Source organism: Dokdonella aquatica, assembly GCF_051987395.1.
Lineage (GTDB): Bacteria > Pseudomonadota > Gammaproteobacteria > Xanthomonadales > Rhodanobacteraceae > Dokdonella.
In genome coordinates this window covers 563281-584960 of the sequence record NZ_CP197094.1, presented here as the reverse complement: position 1 = coordinate 584960, position 21680 = coordinate 563281, and the positions used below count along the sequence as shown (strand labels likewise).

The 21680-nt window shown below is 69.6% G+C and carries 19 protein-coding genes and 1 tRNA gene; 9 read left to right on the top strand and 11 right to left on the bottom strand.

What is annotated here, in order from left to right; genetic code table 11:
- Nucleotides 1-37: 37 nt before the first annotated feature.
- The 9 genes from ACQQ2N_RS02465 to ACQQ2N_RS02425 all read right to left on the bottom strand — a co-directional run bounded on the left by ACQQ2N_RS02465 (nucleotide 38) and on the right by ACQQ2N_RS02425 (nucleotide 11649).
- On the bottom strand, nucleotides 38-2281 hold the full coding sequence (locus tag ACQQ2N_RS02465) for an endonuclease (RefSeq protein WP_440224088.1): 2244 nt from the start codon (nucleotides 2279-2281) through the stop codon (nucleotides 38-40).
- Between the two features lie 166 nt (nucleotides 2282-2447).
- Nucleotides 2448-3311, bottom strand: a complete 864-nt coding sequence (gene rpoH / locus ACQQ2N_RS02460) for an RNA polymerase sigma factor RpoH (protein ID WP_440224087.1) — start codon at nucleotides 3309-3311, stop codon at nucleotides 2448-2450.
- 178 nt (nucleotides 3312-3489) lie between these two features.
- Nucleotides 3490-4197, bottom strand: a complete 708-nt coding sequence (gene ung, locus ACQQ2N_RS02455; RefSeq protein ID WP_440224086.1) for a uracil-DNA glycosylase — start codon at nucleotides 4195-4197, stop codon at nucleotides 3490-3492.
- Nucleotides 4194-5045 carry a response regulator gene (locus ACQQ2N_RS02450; RefSeq protein ID WP_440224085.1) on the bottom strand — a complete coding sequence of 284 codons (852 nt, stop codon included), beginning with the start codon at nucleotides 5043-5045 and terminating at the stop codon, nucleotides 4194-4196. Before ACQQ2N_RS02450 ends, ung begins: the two co-directional genes overlap by 4 nt.
- A gap of 2 nt (nucleotides 5046-5047) precedes the next feature.
- Entirely contained in the window at nucleotides 5048-6055 is a 1008-nt protein-coding gene (ftsX, locus tag ACQQ2N_RS02445) for a permease-like cell division protein FtsX (RefSeq protein WP_440224084.1), read from the bottom strand.
- A complete protein-coding gene (gene ftsE, locus ACQQ2N_RS02440) occupies nucleotides 6052-6729 on the bottom strand; it encodes a cell division ATP-binding protein FtsE (RefSeq protein ID WP_440225701.1) in 678 nt (225 codons plus the stop codon). Before ftsE ends, ftsX begins: the two co-directional genes overlap by 4 nt.
- Nucleotides 6730-6755: 26 nt before the next feature.
- Nucleotides 6756-7964 carry a type II secretion system inner membrane protein GspF gene (gene gspF / locus ACQQ2N_RS02435; RefSeq protein WP_440224083.1) on the bottom strand — a complete coding sequence of 403 codons (1209 nt, stop codon included), beginning with the start codon at nucleotides 7962-7964 and terminating at the stop codon, nucleotides 6756-6758.
- Nucleotides 7965-8025: 61 nt separating this feature from the next.
- Entirely contained in the window at nucleotides 8026-8892 is an 867-nt protein-coding gene (locus ACQQ2N_RS02430; protein WP_440224082.1) for a UbiA prenyltransferase family protein, read from the bottom strand.
- A gap of 3 nt (nucleotides 8893-8895) precedes the next feature.
- Nucleotides 8896-11649 carry a C25 family cysteine peptidase gene (locus ACQQ2N_RS02425; protein WP_440224081.1) on the bottom strand — a complete coding sequence of 918 codons (2754 nt, stop codon included), beginning with the start codon at nucleotides 11647-11649 and terminating at the stop codon, nucleotides 8896-8898.
- Between the two features lie 183 nt (nucleotides 11650-11832).
- On the opposite strand from ACQQ2N_RS02425, the gene ACQQ2N_RS02420 reads away from it, so the two are divergent.
- On the top strand, nucleotides 11833-13422 hold the full coding sequence (locus ACQQ2N_RS02420; protein ID WP_440224080.1) for a tetratricopeptide repeat-containing sulfotransferase family protein: 1590 nt from the start codon (nucleotides 11833-11835) through the stop codon (nucleotides 13420-13422).
- Between the two features lie 188 nt (nucleotides 13423-13610).
- Entirely contained in the window at nucleotides 13611-14234 is a 624-nt protein-coding gene (locus ACQQ2N_RS02415) for a hypothetical protein (protein WP_440224079.1), read from the top strand.
- Nucleotides 14235-14336: 102 nt separating this feature from the next.
- Here ACQQ2N_RS02415 and ACQQ2N_RS02410 read toward each other — a convergent pair whose 3' ends face one another.
- Nucleotides 14337-15113 (bottom strand): zinc-dependent peptidase, encoded by a 777-nt coding sequence (locus tag ACQQ2N_RS02410; RefSeq protein ID WP_440224078.1) that lies wholly within the window; start codon nucleotides 15111-15113, stop codon nucleotides 14337-14339.
- Between the two features lie 34 nt (nucleotides 15114-15147).
- On the bottom strand, nucleotides 15148-15552 hold the full coding sequence (locus tag ACQQ2N_RS02405) for a hypothetical protein (RefSeq protein ID WP_440224077.1): 405 nt from the start codon (nucleotides 15550-15552) through the stop codon (nucleotides 15148-15150).
- 288 nt (nucleotides 15553-15840) lie between these two features.
- Between ACQQ2N_RS02405 and ACQQ2N_RS02400 the strand changes: the two genes are divergently transcribed.
- From ACQQ2N_RS02400 to ACQQ2N_RS02370, 7 genes are all read left to right on the top strand, one after another.
- Entirely contained in the window at nucleotides 15841-17676 is a 1836-nt protein-coding gene (locus ACQQ2N_RS02400; RefSeq protein ID WP_440224076.1) for a DegV family protein, read from the top strand.
- A 24-nt stretch (nucleotides 17677-17700) separates the two neighbouring features.
- Nucleotides 17701-18345 carry a glycerol-3-phosphate 1-O-acyltransferase PlsY gene (gene plsY / locus ACQQ2N_RS02395; protein ID WP_440224075.1) on the top strand — a complete coding sequence of 215 codons (645 nt, stop codon included), beginning with the start codon at nucleotides 17701-17703 and terminating at the stop codon, nucleotides 18343-18345.
- Complete coding sequence (locus ACQQ2N_RS02390; RefSeq protein ID WP_440224074.1) at nucleotides 18342-19334, top strand: biotin--[acetyl-CoA-carboxylase] ligase; 993 nt, start codon at nucleotides 18342-18344, stop codon at nucleotides 19332-19334. The genes plsY and ACQQ2N_RS02390 overlap by 4 nt, the downstream gene beginning before the upstream one ends.
- A complete protein-coding gene (locus ACQQ2N_RS02385; RefSeq protein WP_440224073.1) occupies nucleotides 19331-20062 on the top strand; it encodes a type III pantothenate kinase in 732 nt (243 codons plus the stop codon). Before ACQQ2N_RS02390 ends, ACQQ2N_RS02385 begins: the two co-directional genes overlap by 4 nt.
- Before the next feature lie 93 nt (nucleotides 20063-20155).
- Complete coding sequence (locus ACQQ2N_RS02380; RefSeq protein ID WP_440224072.1) at nucleotides 20156-20803, top strand: SPOR domain-containing protein; 648 nt, start codon at nucleotides 20156-20158, stop codon at nucleotides 20801-20803.
- Between the two features lie 52 nt (nucleotides 20804-20855).
- Nucleotides 20856-20931, top strand: a tRNA-Thr gene (locus tag ACQQ2N_RS02375).
- Between the two features lie 256 nt (nucleotides 20932-21187).
- Nucleotides 21188-21661 (top strand): hypothetical protein, encoded by a 474-nt coding sequence (locus ACQQ2N_RS02370; protein WP_440224071.1) that lies wholly within the window; start codon nucleotides 21188-21190, stop codon nucleotides 21659-21661.
- Nucleotides 21662-21680 lie beyond the last annotated feature (19 nt).

Genomic DNA, 21680 nt, shown 5'->3' with positions numbered 1-21680 from the left:
AGGACCGGCGGCGTTGCGCCGCCGGTCCGGTGTGGCGTTACGGCGTGGCTTCGAAGCCGTTCGCGAAGATCACGTCGACGGTGCCGCTGGCGAGTTCGCAGGTGGTCGGCGACACCGACTCGAACAGTGCGCGCGTCGCCCACTCGGGGTGGTCGACGAACGGGTTGCGGTTGCCCTGGAAGCTCTGGATCACGTTGTTGCGCGCGACTTCCGCAGCATCGGGCGGATCGGCCAGGTGCCAGGCGAGCAGGTCGGCCAGCAGGCCCATGTAGGCGGTCTGGTTGTAGTTGTTCGACTGCACGATCTGGCTGCGGTTGTCGGTCAGCTCGAGCTGCGGCTCGTTCTGGCCCGAGGTCGGGTCGACACCGCCTTCATAGCGGATCGCCATGTAGAAGATCGCACGCGCCATCTCGCCCTTGCGGTGGTTCCAGACCTCGAACGAGCCCTGGTTGCCGTCCGGCGTGCGCACCCAGTTCGAGTTGCCCGGGTGGCCGGTCGACGGTCCGCCGACGCCGCCGTTGGCTTCCGTGGCGAGCTCGCTGCAGCCGCTCGCGCAGTTCGCGAACGGCTTGTTGCCGCGCGACGAGTTCTGGTTCGTGTCCGACAGCCACAGCATGTGCGTGTCGGTGTACGGCGCGTTCGGCAGGCCGAGGTTGCCGTTCGTGCTCGGGAAGCCGAGCGAGTTCGGCCACGTGTGCTCGCGGTTGTAGGTGATGCCGCCGCCGGTGCCGGCGCGGTCGCTGACCGCAGCGTACGAGCGGTTGCGGTACACGTCGATGATGCGGTTCGGATTGGCCGGATCGACCTGGGCGAGCTCGAGGATCGTCCACGTGTTCGTGCCCGAGCCGCTGTACGGATACGCCGTATGGCCGCGGATCGTCGCGTGCAGCGAGCAGCGCAGCTGGCCCGGGCTGCTCGTGTTGACGCGCGAGTAGTAGGCCGCGGTCGTGTTCGCGGTGACCGTGAACGACGACGTGAAGTCGTTCGCCATCGCGATGCCGGCGCCGTTCTGCACGCCGCTCGCGGTGATGGAGAACGTGCACGATGCATTGGCCGGCAGCACCGTCGCGGGCGTCAACGTGCGCGTCGCGCCCGTGCCGCTCACGCCGAGTGTCACCGGCGTGCTGTTGCAGGCGAGCGCGAACACGTTCGACGCCGTGGTCACCGATTCGCTGAAGGTCACGCGCACGTCGGTCGCGACCGGGACCTGCGTCGCGCCGTTGGCCGGCTGCACCGACGACACGGTCGGCGGCGGCACGTTGGCCGGATCGAAGGTCGTGAACGCGATCGTGACGTCGTTGGCCATCGGATCGATCGTGCCGTCGAGGTCGGTGACGCCGGTCGCGAGGATCTTCCACTCGCAGCTCTCGGCTGCGCTGAAGGCCGGCGACGGCGTCAGCGTATAGGTGCGCGGACCGCCGCTGACGGTGGCGGTGTGCGTGCCCGAGGTGGCGCAGTCGATCGTGTACCACGGCGCGGTGACGGTCACCGGCTCGCTGAAGGTGACCGACAGCGTCGAGGCGAGCGCAACGCCGGTGGCGCCGTTGGCTGGCGTCGTCGAGGTGACGGTCGGCGGCACGTCGACCGGCGGATCGCCGGCGACCGCGAAGCTCACGTCGTCGATCGCGAGGCCGTCGTCGGCACCGCTGACGTCGATGTCGTTCCAGCGCACCCACAGGCCCGCGCCGGGAGCGAGGCTGAGGCCCGTGATCGAGCCGCTGATCGCGGTACGGTTGGCAGCGGCGTTGCCGTCGAGCGCGCCGATCGTGCCCGTGGTGGTCGGCGAGCTGAAGTGGAGCGCGGCGACCGGTGCCCAGGTACCGGTGGTGACCGAGGTCGCGTCGAGGCTGTATTCGAACTGCAGCTGGTCCGCGCGACCCGTCGCGCCGAGGCGCCACTGCTCGCCCGTGTAGGCCACGGCAATTTCCGACACGGCGTCGGTCGTGTCGTTGCGCAGGCGCGCGCCGATCGTCGAGATCGTCGAGTTCGAGCGGAGCACGCCGAGCGCGCGTTCGCTGCTGCCGGTCGCGCCGTAGCTGTAGGTGTTGCCCGAGTTGGCGGTGCCGTTGTCGGCCGTGTAGGTCGTATTGCCGTTCGACTTCACGAAGTACCAGCCTTCGGGCACGGCGCTGCCGGTGCCGCTCGAGGCGAGCGTGTCGAAGGTCTGCACGGGCGGCGTGCCGCCGGTCAGGCCGACCGAGGATTGGGCGTAGGCCGCCTGGACGGCGAACGGGGCAAGCAGGACCAGCAGGCCCCGGATGCGATGGCGCGAGGAGTTCATCGGAGTTCCATCGGGAGGCGGACGACCGCCAGGAACCGCCTAGTTTACGGCGCTTGCGTGACGGGTTGGAGATGGTGGTTTCCCGCAGTGGCGGTCCGCAGCCCGGCCGCAACGAAAAAGCCCCGCTTTCGCGGGGCTTTCCGTGTCACGAGCGGTATCCGTCGCGTCAGGCGACGAACAGCGCACGCATCTTCTTCATCGCGTTCGCCTCGACCTGGCGGATGCGCTCGGCCGAGACGCCGTACTCGTCGGCGAGCTCCTGCAGCGTCGCCTTCTCGCCGTCACGCAGCCAGCGGCGCTGGATGATGTCGCGCGAGCGCTCGTCGAGCTTCGCGAGGCCACGGTGCAGCGTGTCGAGCGAGGATTCCTCTTCCGAATCGTTCTCGACGGTCAGGTACGGATCGGCGTTCTGGTGGTCCTCGAGGAACATGACCGGCGAGGGCTTGGCGTCCTCGTCGTCGTCGACCGGGGCATCGAACGCGATGTCGCGGCCGCTCAGGCGTGCTTCCATCTCGAGCACGGTGGCCGCCGGCACGCCGAGTTCGCGGGCGACCGTGTTGACCTCTTCGGCGTTCATCCAGCCGAGGCGCTTCTTGGACTTGCGCAGGTTGAAGAACAGCTTGCGCTGCGCCTTGGTCGTGGCGACCTTGACGATGCGCCAGTTGCGCAGGATGAACTCGTGCATCTCGGCGCGGATCCAGTGCACCGCGAACGACACGAGACGGACACCCTGGTCGGGGTCGAAGCGCTTGACCGCCTTCATGAGGCCGATGTTGCCTTCCTGCACGAGATCCCCCATCTGGAGACCGTAGCCGGAGTAGCCGCGTGCCACGTGCACGACGAAGCGCAGGTGCGACATGACCATCTTGCGCGCCGATTCGAGGTTGCCCGACTCGAGGTAGTCGCGCGCGAGCGCCTGCTCGTCCTCGACGGTGAGCATCGGGATGCGGTGGACGGCCGAGATGTAGGCGTCCAGGCTGCCGAGCGCACTCGGAACCGGGAACGGGGTGGCGACCATGGCATTGCTCATTGCGTCTGTCCTCTTGCGTTCGGGCATGTTAGCACTCGGGTTATGAGAGTGCTAAAAACCCCGTCGAGTTCCCAATGGTGTTCGGGAACCAGCTCATAACTGAACTGGCGGGTATAGTAGACCCGAATCCGTTAATGCGCGGTGATCAGACTGCTGAGGTCAGGTGAACAATCGCCGCTCAGATCGCTTCGAGCTCGGCCCGCGGAGGCAGCGACCAGTCGATCGGGGAGCGCCCGGCATCTTCCAGGTGCTTGTTCGCCAAGGAAAAATGGCTGCAGCCGAGGAAGCCTCGGTGGGCCGACAGCGGCGACGGATGCGGTGCGCGCAGGATGCGGTGGCGGCGCCCGTCGATGAGGCTTGCCTTCTTCTGGGCCGAGCTGCCCCACAGCAGGAACACGAGGTCTTCGCGCTCGCGGGCCAGGGTCTCGATGCAGGCGTCGGTGAAGCCCTCCCAGCCCTCGCCCTGGTGCGACTGCGGCTGCCCGCGCTCCACCGTCAGTACGGCGTTGAGCAGCAGCACGCCGCGCCGTGCCCACGGCAGCAGGCAGCCGTGGTCGGGACGCGCCAGGCCGAGGTCGCGCGAGATCTCCTTGAAGATGTTCTCGAGCGACGGCGGAGGCGTGACGCCGGGCTGTACCGAGAAGCACAGGCCGTGGGCCTGGCCGGGGCCGTGGTAAGGGTCCTGGCCGAGGACGACGACCTTGACCGCATCGAACGGCGTCGCGTCGAACGCGCTGAAGATCTGCGGTCCGGGCGGGAAGATCACCGCGCCATCGCGCTTGCGTGCGCGCAGGAAGTCGCCGAGCGCGAGCATCTCGGGACGATCGAACCAGTCACCGACACGGGCCTTCCACGAGGCCTCGAGGCGTACGCTCGCAGCGCTCACGCGGGCGTGGCGTGGCGCGCGCGCAGGTTGCGCCCGACGCGCAGCTGGAACAGCAGCTTGGTCACGAGCAGGCGTTCGTCGATCGGCTTCTCGACGAGGTCGTTCGCCCCGGCGGCGAGCAGGGCGGCCTGCTTCTTCGGGTTGTCGTCGCCGGTCATGACGATGACGGGCAACTGGCCCTTGCCGTAGCCGAGCGTGTGGCGAATGCGCTCGAGCAGGTCGCCACCGGTCAGCTCGCCCTTGAGGTTGACGTCGGTCAGGACGATGTCGGCGCCGACGCGGTCCATGGCCTGCGCCGACTCGAGCAGGTCGAGGGCCTCCTCGACCGTGATCACGTGCAGCACGGTCAGGCCGTGCTTCTCGAGCATGCGGCGCGTGGCCAGTGCGACCACGCGGCTGTCCTCGACGTAGAGCACCTCGCCGGGCGTGTTCTCGGTCGGCCGCACGTAGCCGCGGATGAACTCGGCCAGCGCCTGGAAGCCGAGCGACTTGTCGAAGTAGTCGGTCACGTGGTCGCTCAGCGAGCGCTCGACGAGGCGCTCCTGCACGTCGCCCGACACGACCACGATCGGGATGTAGGCCTGGTTGCCGGCGTCGCGGATGCGCGCGGCGAGCTCGAGGCCGTCCATGTCGGGAAGGCGCAGCGCCGTCGTGACGAGGTCGACCACTCCGTCGGCGAGCTGACGCATCGCCTCGTCGCCGGTTTCGCAGGCGATCACGGTCGCCTCGGGCAGGTTCGCCCGCAGGGTCTGCTCGATGAGGCGCCGCACGACGCGCGAGCCGTCGACGACGAGCACGCGCGGGTTCTCCGAGGCGATGTGCTGGGTCAGGATCGGTGGCGCACTCATCGTCACTCTCCCGGGCGCCCGGCCAGCAGGTGCCGGGTCGCCGCGATCCATGCACCGAGCGCGCCAAGCACGACGCTGATCGCGACGAGCGAGGCCGCCGTGCCGATGCCGAGGCCGTGCCACGTGAAGCGTCCGCCATAGCTCGCAAGCAGACCGTCGGCGGGGCCGCTCACCGCGAGCTGCATCGCGTAGACCACGACGACCGCGAGCAGGCCGCCGAGTGCGCCATACCAGAGGCCGGTGTAGACGAACGGGCGCCGCACGAAGCCGTCGCTCGCGCCGATGAGTTGCATGACCGCGATTTCCTCGGCGCGGGACTGGATGTCGGTGCGCACGGTGTTGCCGATCACGAGCAGGGTTCCGAGCGAGAGCAGGATCATGAGCGCGGCGACGGCGCGCTCGCCGAGGGCGAGGATCGCACCGAGGCGCTCACGCCACGCCGCATCGTACTGCACCATGTCCGTGCGCGCGTCGGCCGCGACGTGATCGGCCAGGGCCGCTTCGTCCGCGCCACCCGCGGCGGGCGTGACGACGAGCACGCTCGGCAGCGGATTGTGCTGCAGCACGTCGAGTGCATCGGCGAAACCCGACAACGTGCGGAACTCCTCCAGCCCCTCGTCGGGCGTACGCACGACGACGCCGGTGACATCGGCACGGCCACGCAGCGCCTCGGCGAACCTGCGAGCCGCGTCGGCCGACTCGGCGGGCTTGAGGAACACGGTGATCTCGCGCGCTTCGCGCATGCCGCGCGACAGCTCGCGCGCATTGTCGAGCACCACGTGGAACAGCAGCGGCAGCGCGAGCGCGATGCCGATCACGAGCACGGTCAGTGCGGTCGCGAGCGGCCGCGCCGCGAGCCGCGCGAGGCTCGTCGCGAAACCGAAGCGACGTTGCTCGCGCCACGCGGACAGCCGCGAGCCCAGCGATCGCCGCGTGCGCGGAGACGGCTTCGCCGGTGCCGGCTCGCGCAGGCGATTGGGGGCGGGCCGATTGCGACGCACCGCATTCATGCGCGCACCTGCGGCCGGAAATCGTCGATGAGCTTGCCGTGGTCGAGCACGAGCACGCGCTTGCCCATGTGACGGATCAGGTGGAGGTCGTGGCTGGCGACCAGCACCGTCGTGCCGACCTGCTGGAACTCCGCGAACAGCTGCATGATCTCGACGGAGAGCTGCGGATCGAGGTTGCCGGTCGGCTCGTCGGCGATGATCAGCGGCGGCTTGGCGACGAGTGCGCGCGCGATGCCGACGCGCTGCTGCTCGCCGGTCGACAGCGTCTCGGGCAGTCCCTTCTCGCGTTCGAGCAGGCCCACCTTGTCGAGTGCGGCGCGCACGCGCTTCGCGACCTCCTCGCGCGCGGTGCCCGCGATCACGAGCGGCAGCGCGACGTTCTCGAACACGCTGCGGTCCATGAGCAGGCGGTGGTTCTGGAACACCATGCCGATGCCGCGCCGCACCTGCGGCACGGCGCGCGCGCGCACGCGGCGCAACGAGGTGCCGCCGAGTTCGATCTCGCCACGGGTCGGGCGCTCGATGAGGCCGAGCAGCTTGAGCAGGGTGCTCTTGCCGGCGCCCGAATGGCCGGTCACGAACACCATCTCGCCGGCCTCGACCTCGAAGCTGAGCCCGCCCAGCGCCTCGTGCCCGGACGGGTAGCGCTTGGTGACCTGATCGAACCGGATCATCGGTGCGACGCCGTCGACGGCCATGCCTAGCGCACCATCTGGTTGATGTTGAAGACCGGCAACAGGATCGCGAGCACGATGAACAGCACCATGCCGCCGACCAGGAGGATGACCGCGGGACCGAGGGCCGTCGTGAGCAGCGTGAGCCAGCGATCGAGGTCGCGTTGCTGTTGTGCGGCGGCTTCCTCGAGCATGCGCGGCAGTTCGCCGGACTTCTCGCCGCTCGCGACGAGGCGCAGCGCGACCGGCGGGAACTGACCCGTTTCGCCGAGCGCGCGCGCGAAGCCGCTGCCTTCGCGCACGCGTACGGCCGCGCGTCGCAAGGCCTCGCGCATCGGCAGGTTCGGCACGACCTGCGCCGCGATCGCGAGCGCATCGAGCAACGGTACGGCCGCGCCGGCGAGCAGTGCGAGCGTGCGCGCGGCGCGCGTCGTGTTGGCCGCGCGCACGAGTCGGCCGACGAGCGGAAGGCGCAGCTGCAGCGCATGCCAGCGCAGGCGTCGCGTATCGTTGCGCAGCGCGAGTCGCGCGGCGACGAGGGCCGCGACGATCCCGACGAGGATCAGCACGCCCCAGTCGCGCAGCACGTCGGAGATCGCGATGAGCATGCGCGTCGCGAGCGGCAGCGCCTGCTGCATGCCCTGGAACACGCCGACGATCTGCGGAACGACCCACGTCAGCAGGCCGGCCACGACCGCGATCGCGACCAGCGTGAGCAGGATAGGATAGGCGAGGGCGCCGAGCACCTTCTGGCGCAGCTCGTCGCGCGCCTCGGCGTAGTCGGCGAGCTTGGCGAGCACGGTGTCGAGGTGACCCGACTGTTCGCCGGCCGCGACCGACGCACGGAAGATCTCGGGGAAACTGTCGGGGAATCCGCCCATCGCCTGGGCGAGGCTCGCACCTTCCATGACGCGCGCGCGCAGCGCGACCGTGAGCGCGCGCTGGCGCTCGTTGTCGTCCTGCTCGGCGAGGGCCCCGAGTGCCTCGTCGATCGGAAGGCCGGCCCGGACGAGGGTCGACAACTGTCGTGTCAGCAGTGCGAGCTGTGTCCCGGTGAGGCCGCGCCGCGCGAATGCCCCGCGCGAACCCCGGCGTTCGTCGACTTCGTCGACGGCGAGCGGGTTGAGGCCACGCTCGCGCAACGTCGCACGCACGCCGCGTGCGGTGTCGCCCTGAAGGACGCCACGCTGGGTCTTGCCGCTGCTGTCGAGGGCCTGGTAGGCGAACGCGGGCAAGGGACCACCGGAGACGGAGCGATGCGTGCATTGTCGCGCGAACGCGGCACCGATGCGCAACTCAGGCGTAAAGGATCACCACGAGCGTCGCCAGCCAGCCCGTGACGGCGAACAGCAGCCAGGGGTCACGCAACGCGAGGCGGCTCGGATCCGCGCCGGCGGCATCGCGGTACACGAGGCGCAGGTAACGCAGCACGCCGAGCGCGACCCACGGCGTCGAGTACACGAGCGGATTGTGCGCATGGCGCGCAATGACGTCGGAGGACAGCGTGTACAGCACGTAGGCGGCGATCACGGCGCCACCGAGGCCGGCGAGGGCGCGTTCGATGCCGCGCACGTCGTAGCCGCTGGCCGCATGCGCCTGGTGACCGCCGACGTTCACGAGGTCGCCGTGGCGCTTGCCCAATCCGAGCATCAGCGCGAGCAGCGTCGCCATGACCAGGATCCAGACGGTCAGCGGAACCTGCGCGGCGACGCCGCCCGCGACGATGCGCAACGCGAAACCCGCCGCGATGATCGCGACATCGACCCACGCGACACGCTTGAGGCCGCCGGAATAGGCGAGCTGGACGAGCAGGTAGGCCGCGACCACGCCGGCGAGCATCGGTGCCACGGCGGTCGCCACGGCGAGCGACAGCACCGCCAGCGACGCCGAGAACGCGAGTGCGCTGCCGCGGTCGATCGCGCCGCGTGCGACGGGGCGCCGCGACTTGACGGGATGGTGGCGATCGCGTGCCGCGTCGAGGACGTCGTTGAGTGCGTAGACGGCCGACGAAGCCAGGCAGAACGCGAGCGCGGCGACCAGGGTCCTCGACAACGCGTGCGGATCGAGCAGTTCGTGGCCGAAGAACAGCGGCAGCAGCACGAAGCCGTTCTTGATCCACTGGGCCGGGCGGGACAGCTCGACCAGCGCGCGCGCGCGCCCCATGGATCAGTTCCCGGCGACGAGTTTCGTGTCGGGCTGTGGCGCGTGCTCGAAGCCGGCCGACGAGAGCCTGTCGGCCACGAACGGCAGTGCGACCTCGTGCACGGCTGCGGGCGAGGCTTCCGCTGCTTCGCGTTTCGGCACGAACCAGTCAAGCCACGCCCAGCGTGAGGCAGCGGGAGCGACACGGATGTCGTCGAGGTTCACGCCGGCGCTCGCATCGCGGCCACTCCGCAGGTCGGCGGCGTAGACGCGAACGCTGTGCGCATGCTTGCCCTCCGCGAGCGCGGGCATCGGCACGCGGAAGCGTGCTTCGTTGCTCGTGTGGCTCGACGAAGCGATCTTCGCGCCGTCGGCATCGAGCCAGTCGATGTCGATCCGTCCCTGGAAGCCGTTGCCCGGCAGCGACACGAGCAGGCCGGGCGTCCAGCGCGAGTCGTCGATGACGACGCGCGCGCGGTCGCGCGGACGCTCGAGGACGAGCGCGGGATCGCCGAGCAGGTTGTACATCTCAACGAGCGTGCGGTCGTTGATCGACTTCTTGGCGCGCACGATGCCTTCGCCGATCGTCGCGCCCGGCGTCAGCAGTTCGCTCACGAGGGCCTTGCTGTAGTTGGTCGACGGCGCGTTGCGCCACGAGGCCGCGAACACCGCCACAGCACCCTTGTCGCGCTCGCGCAGGAAGCGCTCGCCGATCGAATCCTCGCTCGGATTGTCGAACGGCGCGGAGTAGCACGTCATCGACAGGATCATCGGCAGCTTGCCGTGGTTGGTCAGGTTGCTGACGTCGTCGAGCGTGAAGAGGTCGTGGTTCTTGCGGATGTCGGGAGGGCCGGTGCGCCAGATGTAACGCCCGCCATGACCGAGGAAGTGGACGAGCAGCTGGCCTTCGTTGATGCCGTCCTTGATCGCGGACTGGTGGGCGAGGTTGTCCGCTTCCGACGCGCTCGCATAGATGCGGTCGGCGACGAAGCCTTCGCTGCCGATCGTGTCGGCGATGTCGTTGGAGGCCTTCTTGAAGTGATCCGACTCGTCGGTGATGAACATCACGTCGCGGCGCCAGTTGCCGAGCTGCGGCGTCGTGACATAACTGATCGTCTTCTCGACGATGCCGGCGACCTCGTCGGGAGTCACGACCGGGAACCTGCCGACCGCCACGGTCGGGTGATAGCCCTCACCGATGATGCCGTAGGGGTTGTCGCTGGCCGACTGCCCTTCCGATGACGGGTACTGCCAGGTCGGGATCAGGTTGCGGCCGGCGAACTTCGGCGCGTCGGCGCCGTATGACGTGCCCGGGATGCCGGCGAAATGCCCCGAGTACGCGAGTTCGTGCATGTTGTTGGCGAACTTGGCGTAGCGCAGGTCGTTCTCGGTGTTGTTGCGGATGTCGAAGCTCGCATCGCCGACCAGAAGCAGGAAACGCGGCTTGGGTTCCGGCCAGGCGGCATACGCGTGTTCCATGAGGTTGCGGATGGCCTGCGGGTGCGTCACGCCATGGTTGAAATGGTCGTAGACATCCTCGACGTCGATGACGTCCACCTTGAGGCCGCGCTGCTCGTGGAACGCGGCAAGAGGTTCGATGGCGCCGCGGAGGGTGGAGTGCGTGACGATGAGGTAGTCCGCCCCCACGGTGGGCTTGTCCCAGCGGTTCGTCGCGACGGGCCTGATCTTGACCGGAGGCGAGATCCTGTCGGCGAGTGCCGGAAGCAGGTCGACGCCCTTGTCCGCGCCGGCGAAGCGCACCCTGCCCGGGCCCGCGGCTTGGCCGGGGCGGCGGACGCCGTCCTTTCCATAGAGGACGAGTGACTCGGCGCCGCTCCAGCGCACGTCGATCGGAGTCCTCGCCTCGCCGGCCGTGACGAAGGGCAGTGCTGCCTGGCCGATGTCGCCCTCGATCGCGAACTGGAACTGCGCGGAGTTGAACATCACGACGTCCACCAGCGGGTTGCGCTTGTCCCATGGCAGCTCGCGCTTGGGTACGGAGAGGCGCAACGTATTGCCGCGCGCGCGCAGCTCGCTGGCCGGGATGACGAGTTCATGGGCATGCTCGTCGCGTCCCTCCCATTCCACTCGACGCGACGGGCCATCGTTCAGGCTGACGTCGACGGCATGGTCGGCAGGCTTTTCGTGCTCGAACGAGCGCGGTGACCGGGAGAGTCCCCGAAACGTCAGCGTAACCGTCGTGGCCTGCTTCCCGGGCTTGAGGTCGGGAAGGTCGAACGTGAACGAGAAAGGCTCAGGATCGGCATGGGTCAGTTTCGCCCATTGCCAGACGTCGGGTTCGTCGCCGGGCTCCTGCTGCGACTGGTCGAGCCGGATCATGAGGTTCTCCTGCTCGTAGTGCAGGACGCGGGCCAGGGGCGTGGAGCCGCCTGTCGATCCGGGAACGGCGTCGCGCATGCGCAAATGGTCGCCGGGTCCTGCCGACAACAGGTAGACATTGTTGACGCTGAAGGGATTGAACCAGCTCTCCTTGCCGTGGAGCTGCTCGCCGATCCATTCGATGCGAGTCCCCTTGCCGAGCCGGCCACTGCCGTCGTCGACGACGCGGATCGGGATCTCCTCGCCCGCCTTGCTCATGTAGAGTCGCGACACGTCGCAGCCGTCCAGCGCCGGCTGCTGGGCCACGATGGCCGCGTGGTCGATCGAGTAGACCCCCGTGTGTTCGATCTCCACGTGCAGGGCCCCGTCGCAGGACCATGCGGGCGTGAGCGGAAGGAGGGCAGCCAGTGCCGCTAGTGTCGGAAGGATCTTCTTCATTGTGGGGCGGCGGGAATTGCGAGGGGAGACAAGGGGCTGCATCGATTGACCGTCGAGCGTAGCGGCCGGGTCCGCGTGGCGCAAGGCGATGCCGTGGGTCCCCGGAGATGCAGGGACCGCGCTCCGGCGCGGAGGTTCCCGCATGGTTATGATGCGGGGCTGTCCGGCGAGGTGCGTGACGACATGAATGCTTTGGATGGTGCGGCGATCTCGCCACGTGCATCTGCCCTCCTTGTGCGATGGCGCAAGGCGCTGGCCGCGAACGATGCCGCCGAGGCCGATCGCATCCTTCCTGCGGTGATGCTCATGGCGCCGGAGCATGCCCAGACATGGCTCCTGGCAGGGCGCACGCACCTTGTGAACCGGCGCCCGGAGGAGGCCCTCTCGGCATTCGAGGAGGGTCTCCGCTTCGCGCCGGACGACATCGATCTCCTCGAGCGCGCCGGTGCTGCCCGAGTCGCATCGGGGAGGGTGGACGAGGGTCTCGACCTCCTGCGCAGGGCCTGTGCGGGCGGGGGCACGGCGACGTGGCTCGAATATGCGATCGCGCTCGATCGCGCCGCGCGCGCCGAGGATGCCCTGGTTGCCGTGGAGCAGGTATTGCGACGGGGGGGGAAGGATCCGCGTGCCGGACTGCTGCGTGCGCGCTGCCTGCAGATGCTGGGCCGTGTCGACGAGGCCGCGGCGCAGTATCGCGCGATGATCCGTTCCGGCCAGCGGGTCGCGGAATGCTGGTTCGCGCTCGTCGACATGAAAGCGGTCGTGTTGTCGGACGACGACTGGAAGGCGCTGTCGCGGGTGGCCGAGCAGCCTCGCCTGCCGGAGTACGACGCGATCCTGCTCGGATTCACGCTGGCGCGCGCCCTCGAGGATCGCGGCTTGCACGACGAGGCCTTCAACGCGTTCGAGCGTGCGAACGAACGCGTGCGTCGCCGCGCCGGATGGGACGCGGCAGGCCACGCGGTCTTCGTCGACGACATCATGCTGGCTTTCCCGCCGACACATGAGCCGCATGTCGACCGGGGGCGCGAGGTGATCTTCCTGGTCGGTTTGCCGAGGAGCGGATCGACCCTCGTCGAGGAGGTACTCGCGATGCATCCGCTCGTCGAGGGCGCGAGCGAACTGCCCACTTTGCCGGCCTTGCTCGAGCGCGAGTCGAAGGCGCGCAGGAAGTCGTTCCCGGAGTGGTGCGGCGATGCGACCGAAGCCGACTGGGCCAGGCTGGGAAAGGCCTACCTCGACGAGACGGCGCGTTGGCGCGGGCAGCGTCCATTGTCCACGGACAAGCTCCCCGACAACTGGAAGTACCTCGGTGCCATTCGCCGCATGCTTCCCGGTGCACGCATCGTCGACTGCCGCCGCGATCCCGTCGAGACATGCTGGTCGTGCTACAAGCAACTGTTCGCACCCGGCTTGGCCGGCTTCGCGTACTCGCTCGACGACCTCGCCTCGTATTACGAGGACTACCGGCGTCTCATGGCGTACTGGTCGCATGGCGGCGATCCCGGGTTGCGCGTCCAGGGGCACGAAGCCCTGCTCGCGGATCCGGACGGCGAGATCAGGACATTGCTCTCGTTCTGCGGGCTCGACTTCGACGAGCGCTGCCTCAGGCCGCACGAGGGCCGGCGTTCCATCCGCACGACGAGTTCCGCCCAGGTCCGTATGCCGCTCCGTCGGAGTACCGCCCGTACGCTCGCGTATGCGGCCCAGCTCCGTGAACTCCGGCAGCGACTGGAGGCCCTCGGTGGCGCGTCCGGGGTATCCCCGGCTTGACACGGCTTGGGCTGTCACGGAGGATCACGCATGTGCGCATGACCGCGTGATCGGTTCCGGGTTCCTCCAGATTCCGTGCCGATGTCATAACCACGTCATCCGATCGCGACGTATTCGTTGCTTGTATCCGTCGCGGCGTGCGTGCCCAAACCTATCGCTCGTGTCGTCATAACCTTGGGGGTTTCAACATGATCCGCTCCACCCTGTTGTCCCGAATCATCAGCCGTCGTTTCGCCGCCGCCAGCGCCGTCGCGATCGTTGCTGCCGTTGCTTCCAACGCTTCGTTCGCGCAGCCTGCTCCTTATGTGTGCGCCCAGCCGAACCTCGTCGTCCCACAGACGCTCGATGGCTTCTACATCAACTTCCTGACCGGCACGACCGGCACGTCGGGCGGTAGCGTCCCGGGTTGGGACTTCAATCCGTACCTGACCGGTAGCGCGCTGTACTTCTTCTACCCGACGACCCCGGCCAACTCGCACGGCGCGGTCGCGACGACGGCGGGTGGCACCGTTCTGGCGGTCGTCCCGCAGGGCGGGCTGATCGGGCCGGCGTCTTCGTTCACGGCTTCGGCCGGTGGCGGTGGCGCGGCGAACTACGTCAACTGGCATGCCGGTGTGTCGGGCAGCAACTACCTCGGTTTCCGCTTCTTCAATGAAACCACGAGTGCCATCAACTACGGATGGGCCCAGCTGACCACGACGGCTCCGAACGGCTTCCCCGCGACGCTCGTGGAGTATTGCTACAGGAACGACGGCACGGCCATCGAAGCCGGCACGCGTCCGGTCTCGCTGCAGCAGTTCTCGGTCGACTGACCGAAACGCCAACGCGATGCGTCAAAGAGGAACGGGCCCTGGGGGGCCCGTTTCTTTTTCCGGCATGGTGCAGTTTGTTCCGCAGGGGGGGGGCGGCCCGGGTCAGGCGCTGCGGCGGGGTGAGCCGATGAAACGGTCCAGCAATCGCGCGACGGCGGGAACCGAGCGCTCCACGACGGCGGGCGAAGAAATCCAGGCCTCGCAAAGCACGGCGAAGAATTCCTCCGGGCTTTCGGCGGCATACGGATCGATCTCCGTGTCCGCACCTTGATCCACCTCGTCGCGGAACGCGTCGAATGCGGCCTGCATGGTTGTGATCCACTCGCGTCGCGGGATGGAATCCGGCAGCCTCGGCACGCCATTCATGGCGCCGTCGAGCATGTCGAGCTTGTGCGCGATCTCGTGAACGACGACATTGAGGCCTTCGAACGGATGATCGAGGTCTTCCTCGACGTCCGACCATGACAGGATCACGGGGCCTTGTTCCCACGCTTCGCCGATGAGTTCGTCGTCGCCCTCGGTGACCACGCCCGTATGCTCGTCGTGGTACTCGCGGCGCACGCGGAAGCCTCCCGGATAGACGATGACATCCGACCATCCCTCGAGCGAATCGAAGCCGAGGCGCAGGACCGGCAGGCAGGCCAGCGCCGCGATCGCGAGGCATTGCGCGTCGGTCAGCGCGTGGCCACCGGCGGCACTGAACGACTTGCGGGCGAGGAAACGTGCGCAAAGCTCGCGGAGCGTCGCGCGATCGGCGTCATCCAGTGCGGTGAACAGTTCACTTGATGCGAGCAGCCATCGCCAGCGTGGCGCATCGATCGGAGCGACGGGTTTCGCGGCGCCCGGAAGCGCCGCTCGGAGACGCGCCAGCCATCTCATGCAAGGCGTTGCGCGCGCGGGCGAGCCACTCAGGCTACTTGATCGCGCCCGGGACGAGCGACTGCCAGCGGTTGGTATTGCGCGGCTTGGCCGGCACGCCCGGCGTGGCAGCGGGGATCACGGCGCGCGGACCAGCGGACGGCAAGGTGGTCGCGGCAGGTTCGGCGTGGTCGTCGTCGCGTAAGGTCGCCTCGGACTGGCCGGGCGACTCCGCACCGCGGACATAGCGCTGCGAGCCGAGGTCGCCCACGGCGACACCGCGCTCACCCGAGCCCATTCCCGGCGCGCTGGAAAGGCTGCCGTCGTCGAGCGCGGAGGGCTCTCCCTGGGCGACCATCACACCGCTTCCGCCCATCGAGAACTCGGCCGCGAACGCGCCCGTGGCACCGGCGAGGAGCGCGGCGCAGAGGAAGGCGAAGGTCAGATTGCGCGTGTTCATTTCTCGTCTCCTAGCCACGCTGTACGAGACCGATCGGCGCCGGTGGGCTCCTGATCGTCTCATGATCGGCGCCCCGACTCCAGCGCACCCCGGCAAGAGGGATGACATCAGCGCTAAGCAGTGAACGTGCCAGAGGTCACGGTCTCTTTGGAATCATGGGGTTGAATGTTCGGCAGGTACGACCTTGCGTGTCCGTTCGGACACCGGGTGGACGCCACCGGACAGACTGCTGTCCGGCACGATGCGTCGCAGCGCGACCCGGCCCGACGCAATGGCTAGACTCGCACGATGCGCGCCCTCGCCGCCGACCCGGCCTCCGTTCTCCGCCTTCCGTACGCCGACGGCCATGCCGTCCGGCGCGGATTTCTTGCCGGCATCGCGCGCGTGCTGGCCGAGCGCGATGCGCTCGACCGCATCAACGTGTTCCCGGTCGCCGATGGCGACACGGGCACGAACCTCGGCTTCACGCTCGCGGCGGTCCGCGATGCGCTGAGATCGTGGCACAGCGCGCACGCGGGACGCGTGCTCGCACGCGCGGCGGGCGAGGCGATCGACGGGGCCCGCGGCAACTCGGGGGCCATTCTCGCGCAGTTCCTGCAAGGCCTGCGCGAGCCGCTCGAGGACGAGGCGACCCTGACGCCGTCGACGCTGGCGGCCGCCGCGACCCACGCAGCGGCGCAGGCACGCCTGGCGGTCGCCGAACCACGCGAAGGCACGCTGCTCTCGGTGATCGACGCCTTCGCGACGGCGTTGCGCGGCGCGGTCGACGCCGGCGTGGTCGACCTCGGCGTGGGCCTCGCAGGCGCACACGCCGCGGCGCGTGACGCGCTCGATCGCACTCCCGACCAGCTCGCCGTGTTGCGCAAGGCCGGCGTGGTCGACGCCGGCGCGCGTGGATTCGTGCTGCTCGTGGAAGGCGTGCTCGACCTGCTGCGGCGTGGCCGCATCGCTTTGCGCGGGGCCGGCCGCGGCATGGCGGCGAGCGCCGGCGTCGTCGCGGCGTCGCCGGAAGCGGCGTCGCCGGAACGCTGGTGCACCGAGTGCATCGTCTCGGGTGTCCATGTCGACCGCGAGGCCGTGCGTACCGCGCTGTCCGGTGTCGCGGGATCCAGCCTTGTCGTCGCCGGCACGCGCGAGAAGCTGCGCGTGCACATGCATGTCGACGATCCCGCGATGCTGTTCGATGCGCTGGCGGCGTTCGGCCAGGTCGGTTCGCGCAAGGCCGACGACATGCATGCGCAGCAGCGCAGCGCCACGGCCACGCGCGGCGTGGCCGTCGTCATCGATTCGGCGGCCGACATCCCGGCCGCCGCGTTCGACGACCTGCCGTTGCACATGGTGCCCGTGCGCGTGAATGCCGGACCGCACGACTACCTCGACAAGGTCTCGCTGTCGCCTGCGGCGTTCCATGCGCTGGTGGCATCGAGTCCGCATCCGGTGCGCACGTCGCAGCCGCCGGTCGGTGATTTCCGGCGCCTGTTCGAGTTCCTGCTCAGCCATCACGACGACGTCGTCTACGTCGGCCTCTCGCGGGCGCTGTCGGGCACGCTCCAGGCCGGCGAGAGCGCCGCCTCGGTGCATGCGGCACGCGTGCGCGTCGTGGACACCGGCAACGTGTCGGGCGGACAGGGCCTGCTCGCGCTGCACGCGGCCGAGCGCGCTGCCGCGGGCGACGGCGCGGAGGCCATCGCGGAGGCACTGCGGGACCTGCGCGAGCGCACCGCGACGTTCTGTTACGTCCGCGACCTCAGCCCGGCGGTACGCGGCGGGCGCATCCCTGCGTGGGCGCTGCCGATCACGCGCTGGCTCCGGCTCGTGCCGTTCGTGCGCATCGGCGGCGGGGACGGGCGGCTGCATATCAGAGGCGTCCTGTTCGACCGCGGCGACGTACCCGAGCGCTTCGTCGCCCGCGCGATCCGCAGCCTCGACGCGAAGCAGCGCTGGCGTGCGCAGATCATGCACTGCGACAATCCGGCGGAAGCCGGGCGTGTCCGCGCCGTGCTGCTCGCGCGCTGGCCACACCTCGCCGCCCTCGAGGTGCTCGACGCCGGCAGCGCGATCGCGGCGCACGCCGGCCGTGGCGCGGTGGCGCTGTCGCTGATGCCGGTCGACGCCCGTCCCTGAAGACTGTTCCCGGAGGTTCCCGCGATGGCGGTGCTGATCGCCAAGCTCGTCGTCGCCTACCTGCTCGGCTCCCTGTCCGGAGGTCTGCTGCTCGGGCGGCTGCGCGGCCTGGACATCCGCCGCCACGGCAGCGGCAATGCCGGTGGGACCAACGCGCTGCGTGTCGCGGGCTGGCGATTCGCGCTCGCGGTCGTCCTCATCGATGTCGGCAAGGGCGCGCTGGCCGCGGCGCTCGGTGCCTGGCCTTCCACGCCATCGCCGGTCGACACCGGAACGGCAGCGGCGGCCTGCGTGCTCGCTGCCGCGATCGGTCATTGCTGGCCGGTCTGGTTCGGCTTTCGCGGCGGCAAGGGTGCGGCGACGCTGGTCGGAGGCGCGCTCGTGATCGCGCCGTCGTTCGCGGCGGCGATGTTCGTCGCATGGATCCTCGTGATCGTGGCGACGGGCTACGTCGGCCTCGCGACCGTCGTCGCCGCATGCGTGTTCCCGCTCCTCGTCGTGGGGTGGGACGCGTGTTGCGGCGATCCCGGTTCGGGCGTGTCGGCATTCGCGTTCGCCACGGCTGCGCTCGTCGCATGGACGCACCGCGGCAATCTCGTGCGGCTGCGCCACGGCGAAGAAGCCCGTTTCGAACGCGCGCGCCTGTTCCGACGTGGCGGGCCACGATGAGCGTGCAGCCGCAGGCATTGCTGGCCGCACTCGCGGCGAGTCCCGAGGGCGTCGCCGGCAGTGCGCTCGCCACACGGTTCGGCGTGTCGCGCGCGGCGATCTGGAAGCATGTCGAGGCGCTGCGTGCGCTCGGCGCGCCGATCGATGCGCGCGCGGGTCGCGGCTACCGGCTGCTGGCGCCGCTCGACCTGCTCGACGTCGCCGCGATCCGCGACGCCCTTCCACGCGCCCACGCGGAGCGCCTCGTCGACCTCGAGGTGCATTGGCAGATCGCGTCGACGAACAGCGCGCTGCTCGCATCCGCGGCGGACATGCGGGCGCCGCTGGCCGCATGCCTTGCCGAGGTGCAGTCGGGCGGGCGTGGCCGGCACGGTCGCGCGTGGTTCACGCCGCTCGGCGGCGGCATCGCGCTGTCGCTGCGGCGTCGGTTCGAAGCCGGCATGGCCACCCTCGGCGGGCTCAGTCTCGCCACCGGGGTCGCCGTGGTCGATGCGCTCGCCGACCTCGGTGCCGACGGCGTGGGCCTCAAGTGGCCGAACGACCTCGTCGCCGGCGGCCGCAAGCTCGGTGGCATCCTGATCGAACTCGGAGGCGACGCGCTCGGGCCTTGCCATGCCGTGATCGGTCTCGGCCTCAACGTGCGTCTTCCCGGCGACGTCGCCGCAGGCATCGGCCAACCGGTCACCGATCTCGCGGCACTCGGCGTCACGCCGACACGCAACGCGCTCGCCGCAGCGGTCCTCGCGCGGCTCGTCGCGGCACTCGACACGTTCGAAGCGCGGGGATTCGAAGCGTTCGCCGAAGCATTCGCGAGACACGACGTGCTGCGCGGGCGGCGTGTCGCGGTCACGCGCGGAGCGCAGGTGCGCGAAGGCGATGCCGTCGGCGTCGACGAACGTGGCATCCTTCGCGTACGGGATGCGGAGGGAGAGTTTCGCGTGGACAGTGGGGAGGTGAGCGTGCGGCTCGCACCGGGGCGCGCGTCGTGAAGCTGCTCGTCGACATCGGCAACACGCGGCTCAAGTGGGCCGTCTGGCGCGACGGGCGACGCGCGATGGGGGGCGTCTACGCGCATCGCGACACGCCGTTCGACGTCGCGCTGTCGGGGAACTGGACCGCGCTGCCGCGACCGTCCGCGATCCTCGTGTCCAGTGTCGTGTCGCAGGACGTCGAGCGCGCACTCGCCGCGTTCATGGCGACCCTGTTCGACGTCGCACCGCAGTTCGTGCGCAGCCCCGCTGCCGCGCTCGGGATCACCAATGCCTATGCCGAACCCGCACGGCTCGGTGTCGACCGCTTCCTCGCGCTCGCGGCCCTGCATGCCACCCAGCCGCGCGCGCAGGTCCTCGTGAGCTGCGGCACCGCACTCACGCTCGATGCGATCGGTGCCGATGGCCGGCACCTCGGCGGCCTCATCGCACCGTCTCCGGATCTTTCGCGCCACGCGCTGCTCGGTGCGACCGCGCGCATCGGCGATGCCGAGGGACGCCTCGTCGAGATCGCCGACACGACGCAGGACGCCGTGCAGTCGGGTTGCGTGCTGGCCGCGGTGGCGCTGATCGAGCGGTTCCGTGCACAGGCCGCAGGCGTGCTCGGCGAGACGCCCGCGCTGGTCGGGGACGGTGGCGGCCTCGATGCGTGGCGCGCGCTGCTGCCGGACATGGAGCGTGGGCGCGACCTCGTGCTCCGCGGCCTGGCCTTGTGGTCCGGCGGCTGATCCACGCACCGCGCGCGACGCGCCTCGGCGACCCCGCGCGAGGTTGCCGCTAGAATCGCGGCATTCCGCCGGCTCGCGAGCTCTCATACCCGCATGTTCCTGCGCGTCCTCTTCCTGCTGTTGCTCGCGCTCAACTTCGGAGGCGTGGGCTGGATGCTGTTCTCGCCATCCGATGCGTCGGGTTCGCTGCCGCCCAGCGATCCCGACGTGCCCGCGCTCGTGCTGCTGTCGGAGCGCGACGCTGCCGGCGCGCCCGTGCCCGGTCAGGGCGTGGCTGCGAGCAGCACCGACGTCTGCGCGACGATCGGCCCGTTCCCGACGCAGTCGGACATGCGCGCCGCGCTCGCCGAACTGACGCCGCAGGCGCGGCGCATCCAGTACCGCAACGCGAAGGCGACGCAGTCGCGTGGCTACTGGGTGTTCCTCGCCGCGCTGCAGTCGCGCGAGGAAGCGCTCGGGGTCGCGCGCGCGCTGTCGGCGAAAGGCGTGCGCGACTACTACGTCGTGACCGCGGGGGACCAGCAGAACACGGTATCGCTGGGCCTGTTCCGCGAGCAGGCCAACGCCGAGCGCCGCCGTGCCGAGATCGCGGCGATGGGCTTCCGTCCGGAACTCATCCAGCGCACCGAGGAACTGCCGGTGTACTGGATCGACGTCGCGCGCGACCCCGGCGACACGTCCACATGGCGGCCCCGTCCTGGCGGTGGGGACGTGCGCGAGCAGCCGATCGACTGCTTCTGACGCCCCGTGTTTTTGCGCGCACGCCCGGCTCCGCCTAGAATGCGCGCCCCATGCCGGCATAGCTCAGTTGGTAGAGCAACCGCCTTGTAAGCGGTAGGTCCCCAGTTCGAATCCGGGTGCCGGCACCATTCGCGGAAGATGCCCGGGCATCGGTACGTCGCGTCGCGCTTTCGTGCTTGCCGCACGATGCGCACCACACGGTGCCGCACATCGTGGGTGCGTCCTCCGCGGCGCCGATGCGGGATCGTCCACGACCGCGTCCGCTCCCGGCCTCCAGCCCTCGCGTCGTCACGATGCACGACAGGCCGGCACCGGCGTCGCATGCGGTGCGACGCTCCCGTCGGACCATCGCACTCCGATCGTCAGCGGCGAGGGAGTCACGGCATGAGCGACCATTCGGGTGTTTTCGGAAGCGAGGAGGGCGCGGGTGGCGACGCCATCGCGGTCGTCGGCACGGATGCCGGTTTCGACGTCGCGTGCGCGCGTGGCCTGCGTCGCAGCCCGGTGACGGCGAGGGGCGTCGCGCTTCACCTGGCAGGTCGGCCCGTGCGCATCGATGCCGATGGGCGGCTCAGCCTCGACGATCTCCAGCGTTGCGCGGGCCTCAAGGCCGGTTGCTCGAACTACCGGCCGCGCGCGTGGGTCCACACGCCACGTGGCCATGCCGCGATCGAGGCCTCCCTGCGCGCGCTTCGCGACGTCGGCAACGGCATCGATCCGCTCGTGACGCGTCTCGGCAAGGGTGGAAGCACGTACGCCGTCATCGACGCGGCCCTCGACTACGCGGATTGGCTGGATCTGCGGGATCGCCTGTCGAGCGCGCTCGGAGCCTGGCTCGAGGCCGCGCTGGAAGCCTGAATCCGCCTGTCGCAGGCGG